This is a genomic window from Photobacterium angustum (genome assembly GCF_003026365.1).
GTDB lineage: Bacteria > Pseudomonadota > Gammaproteobacteria > Enterobacterales > Vibrionaceae > Photobacterium > Photobacterium angustum.
On record NZ_PYOM01000001.1, the window covers coordinates 342,468 to 364,339 of the forward strand.

The following is a 21,872-nucleotide window of genomic DNA, read 5'->3' on the forward strand; positions in this document are numbered from 1 at the left end:
AAGCCCATCAGTTTTTGCTGAAAAGTGTTATTACATACTATTGCGCGATATTATAGATGCCGACATTACGTCGGCATTTTTCTTAATATAATTTACTAAAAGGTTAATGATTTAGCCCTGCACCAAAAAGGTATCATGTGAACTTCGACATAATTACAACAACCGAGCAATTACAACAGCGTTGTGACTCAGCCAGAACGCACACTGCCGTTATGCTTGATACGGAATTTGTCCGTACTCGTACGCTATACCCGCGTTTAGGTTTGATTCAATTATTCGATGGTGAGCAGTTATCGTTAATTGATCCATTAGAAGTGGAAGACATGGAGCCATTATGGGCACTGTTACGTGATCAATCGGTGATTAAAGTGCTTCACGCCTGTGGTGAAGATCTAGAAGTATTCCAGCATCATGCAGGTTGCTTACCAACACCAATGTTTGATACTCAGTTAATGGCAGCTTTCCTTGGGCATGGCATTTCAACGGGCTTTGGTGCATTAGTGAAAGAATACGTTGGTGTTGAGCTTGATAAAGGCGAAGCGCGAACCAATTGGCTTGCGCGTCCATTAACGGAAAAACAACTCGATTATGCCGCTGCCGATGTTTATTACTTAAAGCCGTTGTTTGAAAGTTTATTATCTAAGGTTGAAGAACGGGGTTACATGGAAGCATTACAGCAAGAATGCGAATCTGTAATGCACCGCCGTATTAAGCCCGTTGATCCAGAAAAAGCGTATCTTGATATTAAAAACGCATGGCAGTTAAACCCACAGCAACTTGCAGTTTTGCAAAAAGTTGCTGCTTGGCGAGTACGTGAAGCGCAGAAACGGGATATCGCATTAAACTTCATTGTCAAAGAATTACATTTATGGAAATTAGCGCGTTTTAATATCAAATCACGAGCAGGGCTTGAGAAAGAAGATTTTGAGCCAATGGAAATCCAACGTCACGGTAACCGTTTATTGAAAATGGTGCACGATTGCGATCGTATTGCAGCGCAAGATTATCCCGCCAAAATAGAGCGTTTGGTTGATTTTCCACATTATAAGCAGATGGTAAAATACATCAAAGATGTTGTAACAGATGTTGAAAAAGAGACCGGTTTAGCGCCTGAGTTTTTAGCTTCTAAAAAGCAGATCCACCAAGTATTATCTTGGGCATGGAAATATCAGCGTCAAGATGAAAAACGTCCTGAGATGTTGAAAAACTGGCGTCGTGATTTATTTGAGCAACGTGTATTAAAGTTATTAGATGAAAAAGCCTAATTGATTTATTGCCACGTACTAGAAAAGAAAAAACCCGCTGTTGCGGGTTTTTCTTTATTAACGTTCTTCGTCTGGTAACGTTACGTTAAGTTCGAGTACTGATAAATCTTCCTCTTTATGATCAAGGTTTACAGACACTTGATTTGGGTCGATTTGAACGTACTTACTGATCACATCTAAAATGTCTTGCTTTAATTGAGGCAAGTAGGCTGGAGCCGGTTGTCCAGCACTACGACGTTCAGCGACGATAATCTGTAACCTTTCCTTTGCTACATTCGCTGTTTTCGTCTTTTTCGGGCGGAAAAACTCGAGCAGTGCCATATAAAGTTAGCCTCCAAATAATCGTTTTAGGAAGCCTTTCTTCTCTTCCTCTAAGAATTTAAACGGGCGTTCCTCACCCAATAAACGAGCAACAGTATCTTCATAAGCAATACCTGCGTCAGATTCTTTATCGAAAATAACGGGTTCACCTTTGTTCGATGCATTAAGTACTGCTTGGCTTTCAGGAATAACACCTAAAAGAGGGATGTGTAAAATTTCTTCAACATCTTGAACACTTAGCATCTCACCTTGAGTTACACGTGTTGGGTTATAACGTGTGAGAAGAAGGTGTTGTTTAACTGCGTCTTTACCTTGTTCAGCTCGACGAGATTTAGAATCTAGAATACCTAAAATACGATCAGAGTCGCGAACAGAAGAGACTTCAGGGTTAGTTGTTACAATAGCTTCATCAGCAAAGTAAAGTGCCATTAAAGCACCGGTTTCAATACCTGCAGGAGAGTCGCAGATAATGAAATCAAAATTCATTTTATCCAAGTCATTTAAAACACGCTCAACGCCTTCACGAGAGAGTGCGTCTTTATCACGAGTCTGAGATGCAGGTAAAACAAAAAGGTTGTCAACACGCTTATCTTTAATTAATGCTTGGTTCAGATTAGCTTCACCGTTGATAACGTTTACGAAGTCATAAACGACACGTCGCTCACAACCCATAATGAGATCAAGGTTACGTAGACCAATATCAAAATCAATAACCGCCGTTTTTTTACCGCATAATGCTAGGCCAGATGCAATGGCTGCGCTTGAAGTTGTTTTACCAACGCCGCCTTTACCTGAAGTAACAACGATAATTCGTGCCATTTAGTAAATTCCTTATTAAAACTTTTATAAAGCAAGGTGCTCGATGCTAAGCGTGTTATCAGTAATTGAAATTACAACACCCTTGCCCCAGAACTCATCCTGAATGTTATCACTTAGCCAGTAGTTTCCTGCAACTGAAATTAATTCAGATTGCAAGTTCTGACAGAAAATTGTCGCTTCTAGGTCTCCGTTCGCTCCAGCTAATGCTCGACCGCGTAACGTACCGTAAATATGAATACAACCATCTGCAATAATTTCAGCTCCCGCACTCACATGGTTGAGAATGATAAGGTCACGATTTTTAGCATAAATCTGTTGACCAGAACGAACAGGAGTGCGAATGATAAGTGCGGACTCTCGGCCTTGAACTGGCTGAGAAGATGGCTCTGCTTCAGTAGATTCTGCTGCTGTTTTTTCTTTCACCGTGCGTGCGGCATTCATAATAGCAAATCCAGCAGATTTTGCTTGATTTTGTAACGCTTGTTCTTTACAACCGCTGATACCTACAGGAATCATGCCCGCGTCGACAATTGCTACTTTTAATTGCTCAAAATTAATATCTTTGCCTGCATTAGAGATATCGATAACAACGGGAGCTGATGCAAAGAAATTAGGTGCGAGTTCAATTTTTTCTTTTAGGTGATCGCTCGCTTTTTTGATATCACCATCAATTAAATGAAGTGCAGAGAGCGTAAATGAGCTCCCTTTAAGTTCAGTCGTCTTGGTCATGGCATTATTAAGGTTAATACTTAAATTAACCATTCTTGTTGATTATCACAAAGGTACTAGCATGGTATATTCCCTAGCAGTTAGGGGCAAGTTATCCTTGCTTTGACATTAGAAATTCAGACAAAAGTCTCATCCTGTATGGTGAAAAATAAACCAACGGGGAATGATAGGTTAAAATAGTTGTCTGAAAGAATAAGCTTTAACAAATAGGTGAATTGAAATGTTGTGTGCAATCTATAAAAGCTTAAAAAAAGATAACACATATTTATATGTAAATAAGAAAGACGATTTCTCCGATGTGCCTGAAGTATTAATGAATACATTTGGTAAACCGCAATTTGTTATGGTGATAAAGTTAGAAGGTAGAAAGTTAGCCTTGGCCGATGTTGAAAAAGTAAAAGAAGCATTAAAGACAGTTGGCTTCTATCTTCAAGTTCCACCACCAGTAACAAATTTATTGGATCAATATAAAGCCGAGAAAGCCGGCAGAGCTAATTAAGGTTATTATGCATAAGCGTTTTATATCGGCCGTTGTGGCCTTAGGACTAGGGATTTCCTCAACAGCTTTTGCTGCTGATGAAGGGTTTAACGCATATATAAATAAGCTAAAAGCAGAAGCGCGTAGTAATGGTATATCTGAGCCTATTCTCGATTCAGCTTTTAAGGGCATTACATTTACTCATCGTGCAGTAAAGGCGGATAAAAACCAACCTGAGAAAAAGTTAACATTAGATCAATATATTCCACGCGCTGTACCTGATTGGAAAGTTAAACAAGCACGTCGTTTATATCAAGAGAATAAAACAACGTTAGATCGTATAGGTAAAGAATACGGCGTACAGCCACGTTTTATTGTCGCGTTATGGGGAGTTGAAAGTAACTTTGGTAAGTTACAAGGTAATTACCATGTTGTTGAAGCATTAACTACGTTGGCTTATGAAGGTCGTCGTGAAGCCTTATTTCGTAAACAAGTGATGGCTGCATTACAAATCCTTCAAGAAGGACATATTACGATTGATGAGATGAAAGGATCATGGGCAGGGGCGATGGGCCAATGTCAATTCATGCCGACATCTTATTTAACCTTTGCTGTTGATGGTAATAACGATGGCAAAGCAGATATTTGGAATACTAAAGCGGATGTTTTTGCATCTGCTGCGAATTACTTAAAAAAATCAGGTTGGAATGATAAATATACTTGGGGACGTCAAGTTAAGATCCCATCATCATTATCGGCTGATTTAAAAGGTACGGGTGTAGAAAAAACCAAAACACTAGCACAATGGCAAACATTGGGTGTTCGCACTATAAGTGGTGGAAATTTACCAAAAGAAGACATTGATGCGTGGTTAATTCAACCTGATGACGAACATGGGCGTGCTTACCTTGTTTATGGTAATTACCAAACATTAATGAAATGGAATCGCTCTCATTATTTTGCTTTAGCTGTCAGCCATCTTGCTGATCGTATTTAAAAGTTATAACCAATAATAGGTTATATCATATGTATTGAAAGTCAGGCGCTAATGCCTGGCTTTTTATTTTGCGATGTGTTTTCTATATTTCAAAGCTAATAAAGATTTACTTAGATATACCTTTAAGCAATGTTAAAACATAGTTGTTTAGATTGATGTCTATAATTCTTGGTTTATGAAAGTATAAAAAAAGCCCAACTAAGTTGAGCTTTTTAAATATATGGCAGGAAATGAAATTAGATTTCAAATTCTTCTAAAGATTTACCATTTTCAAGTGCTTGCTTAAGCGCACTTGGTGTACGGCCTTGGCCTGTCCACGTTTTTTCTTCACCGTTTTCATCGATGAATTTATATTTAGCTGGACGTGCAGCACGTTTTGCTTTTGGTGCTTTTGAAAGGCTTGCTAACAATTCTTCAGGGTCGATACCATCAGCTAATAGCATTTCACGATATTGAGCTAATTTTTCATTACGCTCATTTTCTTTTGCTTGTTCTTCTTCTTCAGCTTCAGCACGTTCTTGAACAACGGTAGTTAATTTCTCTAGAGCTTCTTCTAGTTGCTCTAAAGTATATTCACGAGAAAGCGCACGAAGACTACGAAGGTTTAAAAGTGCTTTCATTGCATCAGACATTTTTATATTTCCTGTTATTTTTAACTAACTGTAAATAATAATAGCAGTGTCGAATCATTTATTACAATAGTAATGCTTTTATTCTTTATGTCAAAACACTTTAAACATTCTTTATTCTTAATTGTTAATAATAGCGATATTCGTATTTTTATAAAAATACGAATATCAGATTTATGCTTAATAGATGTTTATATGGTTACAAAATGAAACATATCTGCTCGTAGGTTCATAATATTTAATGAGTGAAGCTATACTTAGATAAGATTTATTTATAAAACAATGGCATTTGATGTGTTGTTAAATGTTTAACGTGATGTTGTTGCAAATAATGAAACATTACGTAGAATAATCGCAACCTTGATGTAAGGTAGAGGCGCGTTATCTAATAGTAATTAACAAGAGGGTGAAGCCAATGACGGTTAATGAAAGGAGCTAATGCCGAAGTAAGAGTGACGTCAAATCCTTTTTCTGGGGTTGTATTGAATAAGTGCAACACTGCCATAGTATATAATCATATTCACTATGGAGCGCTACTGTGAAAGAGAAGAGCTAAAATGTTCTTCAAATATGGTTGAAACCATATGATCCAGTAGATCTCCAACCTAATTCGGTTGTCTTTGAGATCATGAATTTAGTAGATTACTCCCATTCATTAGTATCCATTATTCCTCCTATTGTTGCGTTAGGGTTAGCGATACTTTCTCGGCGTGTGTTAGTTTCTCTTGGTGCGGGTATCGTATTAGGAGCACTTTATTTAAATGATTTTTCATTTAATCATTCAGCTTCTTATTTAGGAGACACAATACAAAACTTATTCATATCTGATGGTGGTATTAACACCTGGAATATGAGTATTGTTTTATTCCTCATTATATTAGGCATGACGACAGCATTGTTAACATTGTCTGGTGGTACTCGTGCATTTGCTGCATGGGCACAAACAAAAATTAAAACGAAAAGGGGCGCGAAACTGCTTGCTGCCTTTTTGGGTGTGTTTATTTTTGTTGATGATTACTTTAATAGTTTAGCGGTGGGTTCTATCGCTCGTCCTGTAACGGATCGCTATTATGTATCGCGTTCTAAATTGGCTTATATATTGGATTCAACAGCCGCTCCAATGTGCGTTTTAATGCCAGCATCGAGTTGGGGAGCGTATATAATTACATTAATTGGCGGTATTTTAGTTACGCATGGGGTAACAGAATATACACCTTTAAGTGCCTTTTTAACGTTAGCGCCAATGAACTTCTATGCTATTTTTGCTTTAGCTATGGTTTTTGTTGTGTCTTGGTTCCAATGGGATATTGGACCAATGAAAAAACATGAGATGGCAGCAATGCATTGTCGTGGATTTGATGAAGGCAGTGATGTTGATGAACAAGCAAAAGATTTAACTGACGAATTAGAAATTGTTGAAAGTACGAAAGGTAAAGTTGGCGATTTAATTTGGCCGATTGTTATTTTAATACTTGCCACGTTCTTTTTTATGGTTTTTACAGGTTACCAAGCATTAGCAGCAGACGGTAAATCTTTTGCTCTTTTAGGTGCGTTTGAAAATACAGATGTCGGTAAGTCACTTTGCCTTGGTGGTTTATTTGGCTTAATTGCTGCGATTATTCCAGTCATTCGACAGCGTATTGCATTTAATGAAGTTATTCGTACGTTATGGATTGGTGCTAAATCCATGTTTGGTGCGATTTTAATTTTATTATTTGCTTGGAGTATTGGTAGCGTTATTGGTGATATGAAAACGGGTCAATATTTATCCACGCTAGTACAAGGGAATATTAACCCTATGTTATTACCGATGATCTTATTTTTATTATCAGGCGTGATGGCATTTTCTACAGGTACGTCGTGGGGCACGTTTGGTATTATGTTACCTATTGCTGGTGATTTAGCAGGGGCAACCGATATTGCCTTAATGTTACCAATGCTAGCGGGGGTATTAGCAGGCTCCGTATTTGGTGATCACTGTTCACCTATTTCAGATACTACAATATTGTCTTCAACGGGGGCACGTTGCCATCATATTGATCATGTCGCAACGCAACTTCCTTACGCGGTTTCTGTAGCCTTTGTTTCTACTATTGGCTTCCTTGTGCTAGGTATGACAGATTCATTACCCGTGGCCTTCATAGCGGCTATAATTACTTTTATTATGGTTTGTGTGTTGTTTGCTTGGTTATCACGACGTACTTATGCCCCAGCAGTAAAAAGCTGATTTTATCTCTGCTCTTTTAAGCCCATACACTTTTCATAAAAAAGAGTATGGGCTTTTTTGTAACTAATTTGTACTTGTTAAGTCTATCACTTTTCATTGTGAGTGAATTTCTGTAGCATCGGCGCAGTTTTTTTAAACCAATCGTATTACTAGGGAATCCTCATGGCCCAAATGTATTTCTATTACTCTGCTATGAATGCAGGGAAATCGACCACATTATTGCAATCCTCATTTAATTATCGCGAAAGAGGAATGACCCCCGTTATTTTTACTGCTGCGATTGATGATCGTTTTGGTGTGGGTAAAGTCAGCTCTCGCATTGGTTTAGAAGAAGAGGCTGAGTTATTTAATGCAGAAGATGATTTATTCGAACGATTAAAAGCCTTATCGGATAAAGGTAAAATTGATTGCGTATTAATTGATGAATGCCAGTTCTTATCTAAAGCACAGGTATATCAATTAACGGAAGTGGTCGATAAACTCGATATTCCAGTTTTATGTTACGGCTTACGTACAGACTTCTTAGGTGAGCTTTTTGAAGGGAGTCGTTACTTATTATCGTGGGCGGATAAGTTAGTTGAACTAAAAACAATTTGTCACTGTGGTCGCAAGGCAAACATGGTGATCCGTCAAGATGAAACCGGTCGTGCTATTGCTGATGGTGAACAAGTTGAAATTGGTGGCAATGCTCGTTACGTATCGGTATGTCGATTACATTATAAAGAGGCATTAGGGCGTTAATTATTTAATGATAATAGGGATTGTCCTCTTTATCTTATCCAGTAATACGTAATTATTGCGAAACAAAAAGCCAGCTAAATAAGCTGGCTTTTTCATCGTAACTGACGATTGAATTATTTCTTATTATGACGCTCTTGCAGTTTATTAGTCACATCTGACAGTGATAAACCTTGATCTTGAAGCAGTACAAGCAAGTGGTAGATCAAATCTGCTGATTCACACACTAATTCCGCCTTGTCACCCGACGTTGCCGCAAGCGCGACTTCAACGCCTTCTTCCCCCACTTTTTGCGATATACGCTTGGTGCCACGATCGTAGAGGCTGGCTGTGTAGGAAGACTCAGGATCTGCACCTTTACGACTCGCCAAGAGTTGTTCAAGTTGATGAAGGAAAACCAGTGATGGTGGCTGTGCACCGCTTTCATCAGAATCAAAACAGGTGGTCGTGTTTAAGTGGCAAGTTGGACCAATCGGATCAACTTGTACTAATAAAGTATCTTGGTCACAATCAAGCTGAATACTTTTGAGTTGCAGTACATTTCCTGATGTTTCACCTTTCGTCCACAGGCGCTCTTTGGTACGAGACCAAAAGGTGACTTGCTTGGTATCAAGTGTCTTTTGAAGCGCATCTTCGTTCATGTAGCCAAGCATTAGAACTTGACCACTGGCATTATCTTGAACAATAGCAGGGATCAGTCCGGCTACTTTTTCCCAATTGATGTTGGTTAATAAACTCATAGTCGGATCTCCACATTTTGCGTTTTCAGAAATTGCTTTAACTCACCAATATTGATGATTTGTTTATGGAAAACAGAGGCAGCTAAGGCACCGTCTACATTCGCAAGCTTAAAGGCATCGCTAAAGTGTTGCATTTCACCGGCACCGCCAGAAGCTATTAAAGGTACATTACATACACTGCGTACCATGTTGAGTTGTTCTAAGTCGTAACCGTTACGCACGCCATCTTGGTTCATCATGTTCAGTACGATTTCACCAGCACCACGACGTTGAACTTCTTCAACCCAATCACGTGTTTGCCATTGGGTAGCTTTGGTACGCTTTTCATCACCAGTAAATTGGTATACCTGATATTGACCTGTTTCAGCGTCAAAATAGGAATCAATACCGACAACGATACATTGCACACCGAACTTATCAGCCAATGTGGTGATTAATGTTGGATCAGCTAGTGCTGGCGAGTTAATAGAGACTTTATCTGCACCAAATTGAAGAATACGGCTCGCATCGTCAGCAGATTTAATCCCACCTGCGACACAGAACGGAATATCAATTACTTCAGCAACGCGAGATACCCAGCTTTTATCAACAACACGACCGTCACTTGATGCGGTAATATCGTAGAAAACCAGTTCATCTGCGCCTTCTTCTGCGTAACGTTTGGCTAGCGGTACAATGTCGCCAATAACTTCGTGGTTACGAAATTGGACGCCTTTTACAACCTGACCATCACGTACGTCTAAACAAGGAATAATACGTTTAGCTAACATTGTGGTCTCCTTAATTGTTCCAGCATGTAAAGGCTTGCTCGGCAGTAAATTTGCCGTCAAGTAGGGCACGACCGACAATCACACCAGCTACGCCTGAGCCTTTTAATGCTGCAATATCATCAAGTGAGCCAATGCCGCCAGATGATTGAAATTGTACTTGTGGGTATTGGCGACAAAGATCGACATACAGTTCGACATTTGAACCAGCCAATGTGCCATCGCGAGAAATGTCAGTACACAGCACGTGTTTTAAACCAACTTTTAAGAAATCTTCTAATAGCGCCTCAATAGTAACGCCTGAATCTTCTTGCCAACCAGATACAGCGACAATGCGGTTACTGTTGTCATCAATATTGATATCCAGAGCCAATACGATGTGTTCAGCACCGTATTTTTCCATCCAACCTTTTACCATTTCTGGTTGTTTAACGGCCGTTGAACCTATCACGACACGTTTAGCACCAGCGTTTAACAGATCTGCGACGTCTTGTTCGGTGCGTACGCCACCACCAATTTGTACATTGGCTGGTGTGCTTTTGAGTAGCTTTTCTATCAGGGATAACTGACGGGCTTGTGTATCTTTTGCGCCCGTTAAATCAACCAAGTGTAGCCAGTTAGCGCCAGCTTGGTGGTAAAGATTAAATTGCTCTGCGGGATCGACTTTGTATTCTGTCACTTGACCATAGTCGCCTTGGAATAGACGAACGACTTGGCCTTCAATCAGATCTAATGCAGGAATAATCATAACAAGTCCTTTTGTTATCGTTATAGTTCGAGGAAGTTTTGAATGAGTTTCGCGCCAGCTTTACTTGAACGCTCTGGGTGAAATTGCACCCCGTAGTAATTGCCGCTTTGCACTGCTGCAGTAAAGCTTTGACCATATTGCGCGCTGGCAATGGTTTTGCCACCTTGCTGCGCGGTATGATCAAATACAGGCATAGCGTAACTATGAACGAAATAAAAATAGCTTCCCGCAGGAATACCTTTAAATAGTGGGTGATTATCTTTCGGTGTAATGGTGTTCCAACCCATATGTGGCAGCGGCAAACCCTCTGCTTGGATCTTCTCTACAGAAGCATCACACAAATCTAGACAGGGAATAATTTCACTGCCATTTTGACCGTGCTCTTGTGATTCTTTACCTAGTAGCTGCATACCTAAACAGATACCTAATAATGGTTTAGTCACTTGCTTTACTAAGCTAACTAAATCACGTTGTTGTAGATTCTGCATTGCTTCACTAGCGGTACCGACCCCCGGAAGAAAGAGCTTATCGGCAGCAAGTACAACTTCTGGATCTTTGCTGACTTCCACCTGATAGCCAAGACGTTCAATAGCAAAGCGAACAGAAGATACATTGGCACAACCGGTATCAATAATGACTACGCGCTGTTGAGTATTGGTTGCTGTCATTACAACACTCCTTTACTGCTTGGTAGTTCGTTACCTTCTACTTTAATCGCTTGGCGCAATGTGCGGCCGAAAGCTTTAAATAGGCTTTCAACGATGTGGTGATCGTTATTACCTGTTGATGATAAGTGCAGGGTACAAGCGAGCGTATCAGTTAAAGATCGGAAGAAGTGTGGCACCATTTCCGTTGATAAATCACCAACTTGATCACGACTAAATTGTGCATCAAATTTCAAATATGGACGACCAGATAGATCTAACGCGCATTGTGCTAAACACTCATCCATTGGTAGGCTAAAGCCAAAGCGGCCAATTCCACGTTTATCACCTAAGGCTTTTTTCAACGCTTCGCCTAACGCAAGTGCGGCATCTTCAACACTGTGGTGATCATCGATGTGTAAGTCACCATCAACGGTTAAAGTCATTTGAAAACCGCCGTGCGTGGCGATTTGATCTAACATGTGATCAAAAAAGCCAAGGCCAGTTGAAATCGTATTACCGCCCGTTTGATCTAAATTCACTTTAACGCGAATGTCAGTTTCTTTGGTGGTTCGTACAACTTCAGCAATGCGAGGTTGGGTGGTTAAATCAGTTAAGATCTGCATCCAATTCATGGTTTCAGGGTTGTACTGAATACCACGAATCGCCATATTTTCAGCAAGCTGTAGATCGGTAATCCGATCGCCAATGACTGCTGAGGTTTCAAAGTCTACGCGACCTTGTTGAAGGTATTCTTTGACCAGTCCAAGCTTAGGCTTACGACAACTACAACCTTCGTTATCAAAGTGAGGACAGATCAGCACATCGCTAAATACTACACCTTGTGATTCGAATATTTCCATCATCATGTTATGTGGCGCATCAAAATCTGCCTGTGGGTAGCTATCTGTACCTAAACCATCTTGGTTTGTCACCATCACTAGTTTGTAACCTGCGTTTTGCAAAGCAAGTAGGGCAGGAATTACATTTGGTTCAAATTTAAGTTTGTCTAAACGGTCTACTTGAAAGTCTACTGGCGGCTCAATAATTAAGGTGCCGTCACGGTCAATAAATAAAATCTTTTCTTTGCTCACAATCAACGTCCTTATTGTTGTTCTAATTGGCTACGAATAAAGGCGAGAGTTTTCTCACACTCATCGCGGTTACCTACACTGATTCGAATACAGTTTTCAATCGGAGAGCGGCGTAAAATAATGCCGTTATCCCATAATGCTTTAAATAGTTGATCTGCATTAGGGAATTCAACCAGTAGGTAATTACCGTAACCATCAAATACGGTTACGCCATCTAGCATGCTTAAACCCGCTTGTAAGTAAGCGCGGTTAGCACTGATATCAAGCACTTGAAATTTTGTTCGTGCTCGACCTGCTTCTGATAGGGCTTGGACTGCAATTTCAGTGACAGGTACAGGTACTGGGTAGGGGGCAATCACTTTGAGCAAAACATCGATAATATCGCTGTTAGCAATGGTAAAGCCACAGCGCAAACCCGCTAGTGCAAACGCTTTTGATAGCGTACGAAGAATGACTAAATTAGGGTAGCTTGACAGTAAATCGCTGGCGCTTTCTTCTAAGCAGAAATCGATATAGGCTTCATCAACGACCACTAGGGCTGAGTTTGCTGTCATATCTAACAGGGCTTCAATGTCTTTACGTGCTAACAAGTTACCTGTCGGGTTATTCGGGCTACAGACGAAAACAATTTTCACGCCATCAAGGTTTTGTGAAATGGCCTCTAAATCCAATTGCCACTTGCTTGTAAGCGGAACAACTTTCGCATTTACATCGTAAGTTTCAGCACTGATCGCATACATGCCATATGTCGGAGGACAATATAGAATACTGTCTTGGTTTGGCTCACAAAAAGCGCGGATCAGAAGTTCAATGCCTTCATCGGCACCACGTGAGGTTAGCACCTGATCAGGTTTTACATTTGCATAGTCTGCGTAGGCATTGATTAATGCTGGTGGCTGACATTCGCTGTAACGGTTTAATCGAGCAAGACTAATGCTGTACTCGTTGTCAAACGGCGATTCATTGGCATTTAACCAAATGTCTCCGTTGCCGCCTAGTCGACGGGCTGATTGGTAAGGGGTTAATTCACGTACTGTTTTACGTGCTAGTCTTGCCATCGTCATGATTTACCCCTCACGCTTAGCTGTTAATTTTTCAACACGGATTGTTACTGCACGTTTGTGGGCATCAAGGCCTTCAGCATCGGCAATCGTGGTTACTGTTTTTGCTAACCCCAGTAGGCCATCCGCAGACAGCTCTTGTACTGTCATACGCTTAGAAAAGTCAGCCAAGCCTAAACTTGAATAAGTCCGTGTGTAACCATAGGTTGGTAATACGTGGTTAGTACCAGATGCATAATCACCAACAGATTCAGGTGACCAGTTACCTAAGAAAATTGAGCCTGCATTGTCAAGTAATGGCACTAAATCACGTGGCGTACGGGTTTGAACAATTAAGTGCTCAGGCCCATAGTTGTTAGAAATCGCAATACACTGAGGTAATGTTTCAGCGACAATTAACAGGCTTGAACCTAATGCTTCTTTAGCAATATCTGCACGTGATAATTCAGCTAGTTGGCGTTGAATAGCATCAGCAGTTTTATCAGCAATCACTGGATCAGGCGTAACCAAAATGACTTGAGAATCAGGGCCATGCTCAGCTTGGCTAAGTAAGTCAGCTGCGATAAAGTCAGGATCTGCGCTGCTATCAGCAATGACTAATACTTCAGAAGGACCTGCTGGCATATCAATAGCAGCACCACGGAAATCATTACTCACTTGACGTTTAGCTTCTGTGACAAAGGCATTGCCTGGGCCAAAAATCTTATCGACTTTCGTGACGGTTTTGCTGCCGTAGGCCATTGCCGCAACTGCTTGTGAGCCACCGACATTGTAAACATCATCGATGCCACATAATTTAGCAACGTATAAGATTTCATCTGCAATAGGCGGTGGAGAGCACAGCACCACTTTTTGGCAACCTGCTATTTTAGCGGGCACGCCGAGCATTAATACGGTTGATGGTAGTGGTGCACTGCCACCTGGAATATATAAACCAACTGAATTAACAGGGCGTGTCATTTGCTCACAGATGATACCAGGCTGTGTTTCTACACGGAGTGTCGGTTGCTTCTGTGCCTTGTGGAAGGTACTGATATTGTCAAAAGCTTGCTGTAGCGCTTCTTTCATCTCTGTACTTAATCGAGCACATGCATCATCGATTTCTGTGTCACTGACTTTGATGGATGCTGGACGAATACCATCAAATTTTTCTGTCAGTTCAAGTAAAGCTTCATCGCCACGTTCACGGACATCGCTAATAATGCCAGAAACAATAGCGCTAATATTAGCGCCATTATTAACGGCTGGTCGAGCAAGAAGATTTTCTCGCTGACTTTCACTTAAGGATTGCCATACAACTGTCTTCATCGATTACTCCATCATTTTCTCGATTGGCAATACTAGAATAGAGCTTGCGCCTAATTCTTTTAGCTGTTCCATTGTTTCCCAAAATAGGTTTTCAGAACTCACTAAATGGATAGCAACACGAGATTTGTCTTCAGCAAGAGGAAGTACCGTTGGATCTTCAGCACCAGGTAGTAGGAGTTTAATTTGATCTAGGCGATCTGTTGGTGCATGCAGCATGATGTATTTTGATTCTTTTGCTTGAATCACGCCTTGCATACGGGTTAGTAAGCGTTCAATTAATGCTTGTTTCTCTGCATCTAACCTTTCTGTTGATTGGATAAGTACCGCTTTTGAACGCAGGATAACTTCTGCTTCCTTAAGGCCATTTGCTTCAAGTGTCGCACCGGTTGAAACCAAGTCACAGATAGCATCAGCAAGACCTGCACGAGGAGCAACTTCAACAGAGCCGTTTAGCATGCAAGTGCTAAATTTAACGCCCAGTTCATCCATATAGCGTTTAACTAATTGCGGATAAGTCGTTGCAATACGTTTACCGTTTAAATCTTGAGGACCGTTGTACTTAGCATCTTTATCAATTGCGATAGAAAGGCGGCAACCACCAAAATCTAGACGGCGTAGTTTTTTATAATCTGATGGCTCACCGCGAGCAGCACGTTCAAGGCCGACTTCTTCAAGTTCATTTTCACCAATCACACCTAAATCAACCACACCATCCATGATAAGACCAGGAATGTCGTCATCACGAACAAGTAGCAAGTCGATAGGCATGTTTTCAGCGTGAACAACAAGACGTTCGCCTACCATGTTAAATTTCACACCACAGCGTTTAAGCAGTGTTTGACACTCTTTACTTAGGCGGCCTTTCTTCTGAATCGCAATGCGTAATCGTTGTGTTTGCATAATCATTTCCCTGTCTTAATTCACTTAATTCAAAATCTGGTATTAAAAAACCCTCGGAAGCTTGTATCTTCCGAGGGTCTGAATTTGATTATTCCTTGTGACCACTGGAAGATAATGTTGTCTTCCAGGGTGAGGCGTATCCTCCCGAAAGACTAGTCAGGATGATGATGAATATGATTGTTAGTCATTTGGATACGCATAATAAAATCTCGTTAATACATAATGGTGTTACTTTCTTGTTATCCACACTAACTAAGAGTGTTAGATAATGCAACATTATTTTTAGCCTTTTATCTGATTTATTTTTCTTTTAGAAAATAGTTTAGGCGTAGTCGCAATTGTAAGAAGAAATTTCCTAACTTGTTGACTTTTAGATGGTTAAATTAATTGTGTCGAAAGAAATAAGGTAGGTGAATTATTGGCTTAGCACATAGTTTTGCGTGGGTTAGCATACTTGAATAAGAAAAACCGATGCTAAGATCGGTTTTATTGAGAAGAATGTTAACCCTATATTAACCACAACATTTTTTATATTTCTTACCGCTACCACATAAGCAAGGATCATTACGACCGACGGCTTTCTCTTTTTTAACGGGAGCAGGTGGGGCTGTTTGTTCTACTGGTGGTGGCTCTGGGTATTCACCATCAATGTAAAACCAACATAGCTTGCTATCTTTTTCTTGTTGTAAAAAACGTGAACGTTCTTGCAGGATGTATTCATTGCCTGCTTCTTTGTACATGGCTTTAAATTCAACAAAACCTTCGCCGCTTTCAGCGATTTCACTGTTTAGAACATCTAACCCTAACCATGTTAAGTATACTGATTCTGCAATGGCATCGCGGTGCTGTTCTGCTTCACAACTAGAGTGATAAGTTTGGACGACAAAATCAACTAACCCAAGCACATGGGCACTGTAACGTGCACGCATCAGTTGTTCTGGGTGTTTTGCTTTTGAATGATCAAGATGGATAGGTTTACAGCACTCAATAAGAGGCTTATTACTTCCACAAGGACACATTGATGTGTGTTTAGACATGTTTATTTAGCCGAGGTTTTCTCATATTCAGTAGACCATTTTACTGATTCTAAATAGTAGTCTGCAATGCTTGATTCATTGATTTTCAATGCGGTGCTGTATTTTCTAACTAATGGCCAATTTGCCTGATCGTAAGCATCTGTTAGGTTTAATATTGCGCCTAAAGGGCCTGCACGTTTAGTTAACGCTAACTTAACTTGCTCGCTTAAAGGGAGGAGTTCTATCAACTCTTCTAATGGTTGATCAAGCAAAGAGTCTAATAAGGAAAATAACCCAGTAAGAAAGGCCTGGTTACCATTATCTTTGGGTACTCGGGTCCGATATAGCTGCTCACAAAAATGTGCACGTTGGAGTGATAAGTTATAAAGAGAGTGAGGTTTTTTTTCAACCGCATGCGAGGTTGCGACAAATGTGACAAAACGTCGTAGCTGATCTTCACCAAGAAAAATTAACGCTTGTTTAAAAGAGGTTACGGGCTTTGAGCGCATTGATGTTAGTGCATTGACGTGACGAAGTAATTTGTACGATAAGGTTAGATCAGTAGCTATAATTTCTTCAATTTTGTCAAAATCAACATCAGTGACACAAATTTCTTTAAACAAACGTAATGTTGTTAAAGATGAGGGTTTTAATGACTTTCGTTGGATCATTTCTGGCTTACTGAAAAAGAAGCCTTGGAAAAGATCAAAGCCCGCATCATAAGCTTGTTGGTATTCTTCTTGTGTTTCTACTTTTTCGGCTAAGAAGCGTAGTTTTGTTTTTTCTTTATAGAATTGAATAAATCGTGCGGCTTTTTCAATACTGATAATACGGATATCGAATTTAATAATATGGATATACGGGAAAAAACGAGTCCATTGTTTATTAGGGATAAAATCATCAAGTGCGAGTGTGTAGCCTCTTTGATGAAGTTTCTTTACAGCTTCAAAAAGTTCGTCAGTTGGTTCGCAATTCTCAAGGATTTCGATGATGAAACTTTGTTTTGGGAAAAGAAGAGGTGTACCTGATACTATTGAACTATAAGGGAAATTAACAAATGCACGTTTACCTGATGTTAATTGAGCTTCTCCAGCTGAACTGAAAAAGTTATCGTTAAGCAGACGGTTTGTAGCTTGCTCATCACCAATATTTGGAAAGCAGTTATCTGGGCCATCCCTAAATAAAAGTTCATAGCCAATAGTTTGCTTATTTCTGTTTAAAATGGGTTGTCGAGCAATATATGAGAACATTGAAATCTACAGAAAAGTCCAAAGAATAAAATCATTTTAGTATTGTTATTATTAGCTAGAGCATATCAAATTTATATATTTCACAAAGTGATGTTTTTAACACTATTTAAATAAAGTATTGAAGCGTCAAGTACATCACGTTCACATATGGTTAAAAGAATTACACCTTATAAATATATTAGCATATAAAACTATTATAAATAATAAAAATGGTGTGAGATCTGTTTTGAGTTCATAATAGCAGTGTTTAAATATTCACTATTTTCGTGAATTACTTGAACTACCTATTCAATTTTTTATCAAATCGTATTTGTAATATTTATGTCTATATTTACCTTGATACAAGCGGGATTGCTTGTTGGTGGTAGTGTTTTTATTGTTATGCTTGTGATGGCATGGCGAAGAAACCGAAAGCAGGAAGCAGATACACGAGTTATTCCCATTGCCTTAATTGGTGGTTTTGCAAACTTCTGCGACACTTTAGGGGTGGGAAGCTTTGCCATTATGACGGCAGGCTACAAACAGTTTAAGCTTATTGATGATCAAGTTCTTCCCGGAACAATGAATTGCCAAGCGGTGTTAGCCACGGTCGTACAAGCGCTTATTTTTCTCACTGCAGTAAATGTAGATTCAATTACCTTATTAAGTCTCGTCGTTTCAGCGTGTTTAGGGGCAACAGTCGGTGCGCGCTTAGTCTCTAATTGGGATCGCCAACATATACGTATTGTGATGAGTGGTGCGCTCCTGGTGGTGGCCGGTTTGATGCTTGCGGGTCAATTAAAGCTATTTCCATTAGGTGGCACGAGTTTAGGGTTAAGTGGTTGGAAATTGGCGATTGGTATTGCTGGTAACTTTTTATTTGGCGCTCTGATGACTGTTGGTATCGGTTTGTATGCTCCGTGTATGACGATGATCTACATGCTAGGTATGAATCCGCTTGCTGCGTTCCCTGTGATGATGTGCTCATGTGGATTTTTAGGCTTCTTTTCTGCTGGTGGTTTCTTACGTCGAGACAAAATTAATAGTCGAGCGTCAGTTGCGGTTGCAATAACAGGTCCTATCGGTGTGGTGATTGCAGCCTATTTAGTGAAATCGCTAGATATGAAGCTGTTGGCTTGGCTTGTTTATGGGGTTGTCTTATATACCTCTTTGACGATGTATCGATCTTGGGTGGCTGATCGAAAACAGCTCAAGCAAGTCAGTGTCGAAGAAAAGATCGCATAAAAAGAAAGGTACGCACTGCGTACCTTTTTTATTGCTGCTGATTAGTATCAAAATTACGGGTTTCTAGCTGATAACCATCAGGCGTAACGACTAATATCGATCCATGTTCATACCAATCACCGAGGACAATGCGTGAGGCTGGTTTATTATCAACAATAAGTGAATGAATATCTGGTCGATGGGTGTGACCATGGATCATTTGATCAACATGGAATGCTTGCATTAATCTCACCACTTCACTTTGTGTGACGTCCATGATGGATTGGCTCTTCATCTGATTATTCTTACTACTCTTACTTCTAAACTTCTCACCAATTTTAATACGACGAGAGAGAGGAATGCGGAAGAATAACCATTGAATAAACTTGTTATGCACTTTTTTACGGTAACGTTGATACGCTTCGTCTTCTATACATAAAGTGTCGCCATGGAGGATTAAGGTTGGTTTTCCGTACAGTTCAACAATACAATGTTCAGGAAGTAACTGAACCCCCGTTTGTTGGCTAAAACGTTTACCAATTAAAAAGTCGCGATTACCATGGATAAAATAGCAAGGAACCCCCGAGTCTGTGAGGGTTTTAAAGGCCTGTTTGATTTGTTGTAAAAAAGGTGAGTCTTCATCATCACCAATCCACATCTCAAACAAATCCCCGAGTACGTATAAGGCGTCAATATTTTTTGTGTCTTCTGCCATAAATCGCAAAAAACATGCTGTCATATCGGGACGCTCAGCACTTAAGTGCAGATCTGAAATAAATAGTGTTGTCATAATAGAAAAAGGGCGACTAATGCCACCCTTAATATCAATGAAGACTTATTCTTCGATAGTTACGCTTTCGATAACAACATCTTCAACGGGTACATCAGAGTGGTAACCGTGACGGCCTGTTTTCACAGCCTTAATCTTGTTAACTACATCCATACCTTCAACCACTGCTGCAAATACACAGTAGCCCCAACCGCTCATGTTTTCACCAGTAAAATCAAGGAAGTTGTTGTCTTTTACGTTGATGAAGAACTGAGAGCTTGCAGAGTGAGGAGCGTTAGTACGCGCCATTGCAAGTGTACCTGTTTTGTTGCTTAGGCCATTATTTGCTTCGTTTTGAATTGGAGCGCGAGTTTCTTTCTCTTCCATACCAGGAAGCATGCCGCCACCTTGAACCATGAAACCATCAATAACACGGTGGAAAATAGTACCGTTGTAGAAACCATCACGGCAGTATTGAAGGAAGTTTGCACACGTTTGAGGTGCTTTGTCTTCGAATAGGTTAATTTTGATGTCACCAAAATTTGTGTGAAGGGTAATCATGATCTTTTCCTTTAATGGAGTATTTTTCTTTAAGTCTTGAATATTAACTTACCATAGCCTGCTCAGACAAACATTACCCGATTAATCGGTGGCTAATGGTTAAAATAGCATTCATTAAAGGATTTTCCTTGCCAACAAAAGGCATAAAAGGTGTAATTACCCTTCGAATTTGTAATCCTACTACTATGAGTAATGAAGAGACATGTTAAAGATCTATAACTCGCTCACACGACAGAAAGAGGCATTCACCCCAATCCAGCCTGGTAAAGTAGGCATGTACGTCTGTGGAGTAACGATCTACGATTTGTGTCACATCGGACACGGTCGTACGTTTGTATCTTTTGACGTGGTTTCTCGTTACCTGCGCTATTCTGGTTATGATTTAACATTTGTTCGTAATATCACTGATATCGACGATAAGATCATTAAGCGTGCTGCCGAGAATGGCGAAAGTTGTGATTCATTAACTGAGCGTTTGATCGGTGAAATGCATGCAGACTTTGATGCGTTAGGTATGAAACGTCCAGATGTTGAACCACGTGCGACACAGTTTATCGCAGAAATTATAGCGCTTTGTGAGCGTTTAATTGAGCGTGGCTTTGCATATGTTGCTTCTAATGGCGATGTCATGTTTGAAGTGAGCAAGTATGAAGATTACGGTCGTCTATCTAAGCAAGATCTTGACCAACTTCAAGCAGGTGCGCGTGTTGATATTGATATGGCAAAACGTAGCCCACTAGATTTCGTTTTATGGAAAATGTCTAAGCCAGGTGAACCTACATGGGAATCACCATGGGGCCCAGGTCGTCCAGGTTGGCACATTGAATGTTCAGCAATGAACTCTGCAATCTTAGGCGATCACTTTGATATTCACGGCGGTGGTTCAGATCTTCAGTTCCCACACCATGAAAACGAAATCGCACAATCTTGCTGTGCGCACGACACCCAGTATGTAAATACTTGGATGCACAGTGGCATGGTAATGGTTGACCGCGAGAAAATGTCTAAGTCATTAGGTAACTTCTTCACGATTCGTGATGTATTAAACCACTACGATCCTGAAACGGTACGTTACTTCCTAATGTCTGGACACTACCGTAGCCAGCTAAACTACAGCGAAGAGAACTTGAAACAAGCACGTTCTGCACTAGAGCGTCTATACACATCACTTCGTGGTTTGGACACATCTGTTGAAGCGGCTGGTGGTGAAGAGTTTATTGCTCGCTTTAAAGAAGCGATGGACGATGACTTTAATACACCTGAAGCTTATTCAGTACTGTTTGATATGGCGCGTGAAATTAACCGTTTGAAAACAGATGATGTTGCTACAGCTTCTGCATTAGGTGCACGTATGCGTGAGCTTGCTGATGTACTTGGTCTTCTATCTCAAGAGCCTGAAGCTTTCCTACAAGGTGGTGCTGGTGAAGATGATAATGTGGCTGAAATTGAAGCATTGATTCAACAACGTCTCGATGCGCGTGCAGCAAAAGATTGGGCTGCAGCAGATGAAGCTCGTGATAAGTTATTAGCAATGGGCATTATCTTAGAAGATGGTGCACAAGGCACAACATGGCGTCGTAAGTAATTACATCCCCATAAGAAAAAACC

Annotated in this window: 23 protein-coding genes, 1 riboswitch and 1 other annotated feature; of the genes, 7 read left to right on the top strand and 16 right to left on the bottom strand. The window is 40.3% G+C overall.

Annotation, left to right across the window (positions count from 1 at the left end; all coding sequences use genetic code 11):
* The first annotated feature begins 137 nt into the window (after positions 1-137).
* Positions 138-1,265, top strand: a complete 1,128-nt coding sequence (rnd, locus tag CTN01_RS01730; RefSeq protein ID WP_045148156.1) for a ribonuclease D — start codon at positions 138-140, stop codon at positions 1,263-1,265.
* Positions 1,266-1,322: 57 nt separating this feature from the next.
* On the opposite strand, the gene minE is transcribed toward rnd, so the two are convergent.
* Genes minE through minC form a run of 3 tightly spaced genes read right to left on the bottom strand, consistent with a single transcriptional unit; the run spans position 1,323 to position 3,134 of the window.
* A complete protein-coding gene (gene minE / locus CTN01_RS01735) occupies positions 1,323-1,586 on the bottom strand; it encodes a cell division topological specificity factor MinE (RefSeq protein ID WP_005370595.1) in 264 nt (87 codons plus the stop codon).
* Between the two features lie 6 nt (positions 1,587-1,592).
* On the bottom strand, positions 1,593-2,405 hold the full coding sequence (gene minD, locus CTN01_RS01740) for a septum site-determining protein MinD (RefSeq protein WP_005370597.1): 813 nt from the start codon (positions 2,403-2,405) through the stop codon (positions 1,593-1,595).
* Positions 2,406-2,429: 24 nt separating this feature from the next.
* A complete protein-coding gene (gene minC, locus CTN01_RS01745; RefSeq protein WP_173425462.1) occupies positions 2,430-3,134 on the bottom strand; it encodes a septum site-determining protein MinC in 705 nt (234 codons plus the stop codon).
* A gap of 220 nt (positions 3,135-3,354) precedes the next feature.
* Between minC and CTN01_RS01750 the strand changes: the two genes are divergently transcribed.
* Positions 3,355-3,633, top strand: a complete 279-nt coding sequence (locus tag CTN01_RS01750; protein WP_005370601.1) for a YcgL domain-containing protein — start codon at positions 3,355-3,357, stop codon at positions 3,631-3,633.
* A 7-nt stretch (positions 3,634-3,640) separates the two neighbouring features.
* Entirely contained in the window at positions 3,641-4,609 is a 969-nt protein-coding gene (locus CTN01_RS01755) for a lytic murein transglycosylase (RefSeq protein WP_045148158.1), read from the top strand.
* Between the two features lie 236 nt (positions 4,610-4,845).
* Here the strand turns inward: CTN01_RS01755 and CTN01_RS01760 are convergent, their stop codons facing one another.
* Positions 4,846-5,241, bottom strand: a complete 396-nt coding sequence (locus CTN01_RS01760; protein ID WP_045183993.1) for an H-NS family histone-like protein — start codon at positions 5,239-5,241, stop codon at positions 4,846-4,848.
* Positions 5,242-5,601: 360 nt separating this feature from the next.
* A riboswitch (Lysine riboswitch) is annotated at positions 5,602-5,782 on the top strand.
* Positions 5,783-5,866: 84 nt separating this feature from the next.
* On the opposite strand from CTN01_RS01760, the gene CTN01_RS01765 reads away from it, so the two are divergent.
* On the top strand, positions 5,867-7,465 hold the full coding sequence (locus CTN01_RS01765; protein ID WP_045148202.1) for a Na+/H+ antiporter NhaC family protein: 1,599 nt from the start codon (positions 5,867-5,869) through the stop codon (positions 7,463-7,465).
* Between the two features lie 162 nt (positions 7,466-7,627).
* Complete coding sequence (locus CTN01_RS01770) at positions 7,628-8,206, top strand: thymidine kinase (protein WP_005370610.1); 579 nt, start codon at positions 7,628-7,630, stop codon at positions 8,204-8,206.
* Positions 8,207-8,319: 113 nt separating this feature from the next.
* On the opposite strand, the gene hisIE is transcribed toward CTN01_RS01770, so the two are convergent.
* From hisIE to CTN01_RS01820, 10 genes are all read right to left on the bottom strand, one after another.
* Positions 8,320-8,943 carry a bifunctional phosphoribosyl-AMP cyclohydrolase/phosphoribosyl-ATP diphosphatase HisIE gene (hisIE, locus tag CTN01_RS01775; protein WP_005370611.1) on the bottom strand — a complete coding sequence of 208 codons (624 nt, stop codon included), beginning with the start codon at positions 8,941-8,943 and terminating at the stop codon, positions 8,320-8,322.
* Entirely contained in the window at positions 8,940-9,713 is a 774-nt protein-coding gene (gene hisF / locus CTN01_RS01780) for an imidazole glycerol phosphate synthase subunit HisF (protein ID WP_045127247.1), read from the bottom strand. Before hisF ends, hisIE begins: the two co-directional genes overlap by 4 nt.
* Positions 9,714-9,723: 10 nt before the next feature.
* Positions 9,724-10,458, bottom strand: a complete 735-nt coding sequence (hisA, locus tag CTN01_RS01785) for a 1-(5-phosphoribosyl)-5-[(5-phosphoribosylamino)methylideneamino]imidazole-4-carboxamide isomerase (RefSeq protein WP_045148159.1) — start codon at positions 10,456-10,458, stop codon at positions 9,724-9,726.
* A gap of 20 nt (positions 10,459-10,478) precedes the next feature.
* Positions 10,479-11,126 (bottom strand): imidazole glycerol phosphate synthase subunit HisH, encoded by a 648-nt coding sequence (hisH, locus tag CTN01_RS01790; protein ID WP_045148161.1) that lies wholly within the window; start codon positions 11,124-11,126, stop codon positions 10,479-10,481.
* Entirely contained in the window at positions 11,126-12,196 is a 1,071-nt protein-coding gene (gene hisB / locus CTN01_RS01795; protein ID WP_080896170.1) for a bifunctional histidinol-phosphatase/imidazoleglycerol-phosphate dehydratase HisB, read from the bottom strand. Before hisB ends, hisH begins: the two co-directional genes overlap by 1 nt.
* 11 nt (positions 12,197-12,207) lie before the next feature.
* Positions 12,208-13,254: a histidinol-phosphate transaminase gene (gene hisC / locus CTN01_RS01800; RefSeq protein WP_045148205.1), complete on the bottom strand. Its 1,047-nt coding sequence runs from the start codon at positions 13,252-13,254 to the stop codon at positions 12,208-12,210.
* 9 nt (positions 13,255-13,263) lie between these two features.
* Positions 13,264-14,565, bottom strand: coding sequence for a histidinol dehydrogenase (hisD, locus tag CTN01_RS01805; RefSeq protein ID WP_045148162.1), 1,302 nt, complete (start codon positions 14,563-14,565; stop codon positions 13,264-13,266).
* Between the two features lie 3 nt (positions 14,566-14,568).
* The gene (hisG, locus tag CTN01_RS01810) at positions 14,569-15,465 is read right to left on the bottom strand and encodes an ATP phosphoribosyltransferase (RefSeq protein ID WP_045148164.1); all 897 of its coding nucleotides are present in this window, start codon (positions 15,463-15,465) and stop codon (positions 14,569-14,571) included.
* 41 nt (positions 15,466-15,506) lie between these two features.
* Positions 15,507-15,642 (bottom strand) — a sequence feature (His leader region).
* A gap of 335 nt (positions 15,643-15,977) precedes the next feature.
* Positions 15,978-16,502 carry a YchJ family metal-binding protein gene (locus tag CTN01_RS01815; protein ID WP_080896172.1) on the bottom strand — a complete coding sequence of 175 codons (525 nt, stop codon included), beginning with the start codon at positions 16,500-16,502 and terminating at the stop codon, positions 15,978-15,980.
* 2 nt (positions 16,503-16,504) lie between these two features.
* Positions 16,505-17,731, bottom strand: coding sequence for an EAL and HDOD domain-containing protein (locus CTN01_RS01820; protein ID WP_045148165.1), 1,227 nt, complete (start codon positions 17,729-17,731; stop codon positions 16,505-16,507).
* Positions 17,732-18,052: 321 nt separating this feature from the next.
* Here CTN01_RS01820 and CTN01_RS01825 point away from each other — a divergent pair, with 321 nt between their 5' ends.
* The gene (locus tag CTN01_RS01825) at positions 18,053-18,955 is read left to right on the top strand and encodes a sulfite exporter TauE/SafE family protein (RefSeq protein WP_045148167.1); all 903 of its coding nucleotides are present in this window, start codon (positions 18,053-18,055) and stop codon (positions 18,953-18,955) included.
* A gap of 28 nt (positions 18,956-18,983) precedes the next feature.
* Here the strand turns inward: CTN01_RS01825 and lpxH are convergent, their stop codons facing one another.
* The gene (gene lpxH / locus CTN01_RS01830; RefSeq protein ID WP_045082680.1) at positions 18,984-19,724 is read right to left on the bottom strand and encodes a UDP-2,3-diacylglucosamine diphosphatase; all 741 of its coding nucleotides are present in this window, start codon (positions 19,722-19,724) and stop codon (positions 18,984-18,986) included.
* A gap of 45 nt (positions 19,725-19,769) precedes the next feature.
* Positions 19,770-20,264 (bottom strand): peptidylprolyl isomerase, encoded by a 495-nt coding sequence (locus tag CTN01_RS01835; RefSeq protein WP_005370640.1) that lies wholly within the window; start codon positions 20,262-20,264, stop codon positions 19,770-19,772.
* A gap of 202 nt (positions 20,265-20,466) precedes the next feature.
* Here CTN01_RS01835 and cysS point away from each other — a divergent pair, with 202 nt between their 5' ends.
* Positions 20,467-21,849, top strand: coding sequence for a cysteine--tRNA ligase (gene cysS, locus CTN01_RS01840; RefSeq protein ID WP_045148168.1), 1,383 nt, complete (start codon positions 20,467-20,469; stop codon positions 21,847-21,849).
* Positions 21,850-21,872 lie beyond the last annotated feature (23 nt).

Excerpts from the sequence above, each read along its gene's own strand:
- minE (WP_005370595.1), bottom strand. The coding sequence starts at position 1,586 with ATGGCACTGCTCGAGTTTTTCCGCCCGAAAAAGACGAAAACAGCGAAT.
- minD (WP_005370597.1), bottom strand. The coding sequence starts at position 2,405 with ATGGCACGAATTATCGTTGTTACTTCAGGTAAAGGCGGCGTTGGTAAA.
- minC (WP_173425462.1), bottom strand. The coding sequence starts at position 3,134 with ATGACCAAGACGACTGAACTTAAAGGGAGCTCATTTACGCTCTCTGCA.
- CTN01_RS01750 (WP_005370601.1), top strand. The coding sequence starts at position 3,355 with ATGTTGTGTGCAATCTATAAAAGCTTAAAAAAAGATAACACATATTTA.
- CTN01_RS01755 (WP_045148158.1), top strand. The coding sequence starts at position 3,641 with ATGCATAAGCGTTTTATATCGGCCGTTGTGGCCTTAGGACTAGGGATT.
- CTN01_RS01760 (WP_045183993.1), bottom strand. The coding sequence starts at position 5,241 with ATGTCTGATGCAATGAAAGCACTTTTAAACCTTCGTAGTCTTCGTGCG.
- CTN01_RS01765 (WP_045148202.1), top strand. The coding sequence starts at position 5,867 with ATGAATTTAGTAGATTACTCCCATTCATTAGTATCCATTATTCCTCCT.
- CTN01_RS01770 (WP_005370610.1), top strand. The coding sequence starts at position 7,628 with ATGGCCCAAATGTATTTCTATTACTCTGCTATGAATGCAGGGAAATCG.
- hisIE (WP_005370611.1), bottom strand. The coding sequence starts at position 8,943 with ATGAGTTTATTAACCAACATCAATTGGGAAAAAGTAGCCGGACTGATC.
- hisF (WP_045127247.1), bottom strand. The coding sequence starts at position 9,713 with ATGTTAGCTAAACGTATTATTCCTTGTTTAGACGTACGTGATGGTCAG.
- hisA (WP_045148159.1), bottom strand. The coding sequence starts at position 10,458 with ATGATTATTCCTGCATTAGATCTGATTGAAGGCCAAGTCGTTCGTCTA.
- hisH (WP_045148161.1), bottom strand. The coding sequence starts at position 11,126 with ATGACAGCAACCAATACTCAACAGCGCGTAGTCATTATTGATACCGGT.
- hisC (WP_045148205.1), bottom strand. The coding sequence starts at position 13,254 with ATGGCAAGACTAGCACGTAAAACAGTACGTGAATTAACCCCTTACCAA.
- hisD (WP_045148162.1), bottom strand. The coding sequence starts at position 14,565 with ATGAAGACAGTTGTATGGCAATCCTTAAGTGAAAGTCAGCGAGAAAAT.
- hisG (WP_045148164.1), bottom strand. The coding sequence starts at position 15,465 with ATGCAAACACAACGATTACGCATTGCGATTCAGAAGAAAGGCCGCCTA.
- CTN01_RS01815 (WP_080896172.1), bottom strand. The coding sequence starts at position 16,502 with ATGTCTAAACACACATCAATGTGTCCTTGTGGAAGTAATAAGCCTCTT.
- CTN01_RS01820 (WP_045148165.1), bottom strand. The coding sequence starts at position 17,731 with ATGTTCTCATATATTGCTCGACAACCCATTTTAAACAGAAATAAGCAA.
- CTN01_RS01825 (WP_045148167.1), top strand. The coding sequence starts at position 18,053 with ATGTCTATATTTACCTTGATACAAGCGGGATTGCTTGTTGGTGGTAGT.
- lpxH (WP_045082680.1), bottom strand. The coding sequence starts at position 19,724 with ATGACAACACTATTTATTTCAGATCTGCACTTAAGTGCTGAGCGTCCC.
- CTN01_RS01835 (WP_005370640.1), bottom strand. The coding sequence starts at position 20,264 with ATGATTACCCTTCACACAAATTTTGGTGACATCAAAATTAACCTATTC.
- cysS (WP_045148168.1), top strand. The coding sequence starts at position 20,467 with ATGTTAAAGATCTATAACTCGCTCACACGACAGAAAGAGGCATTCACC.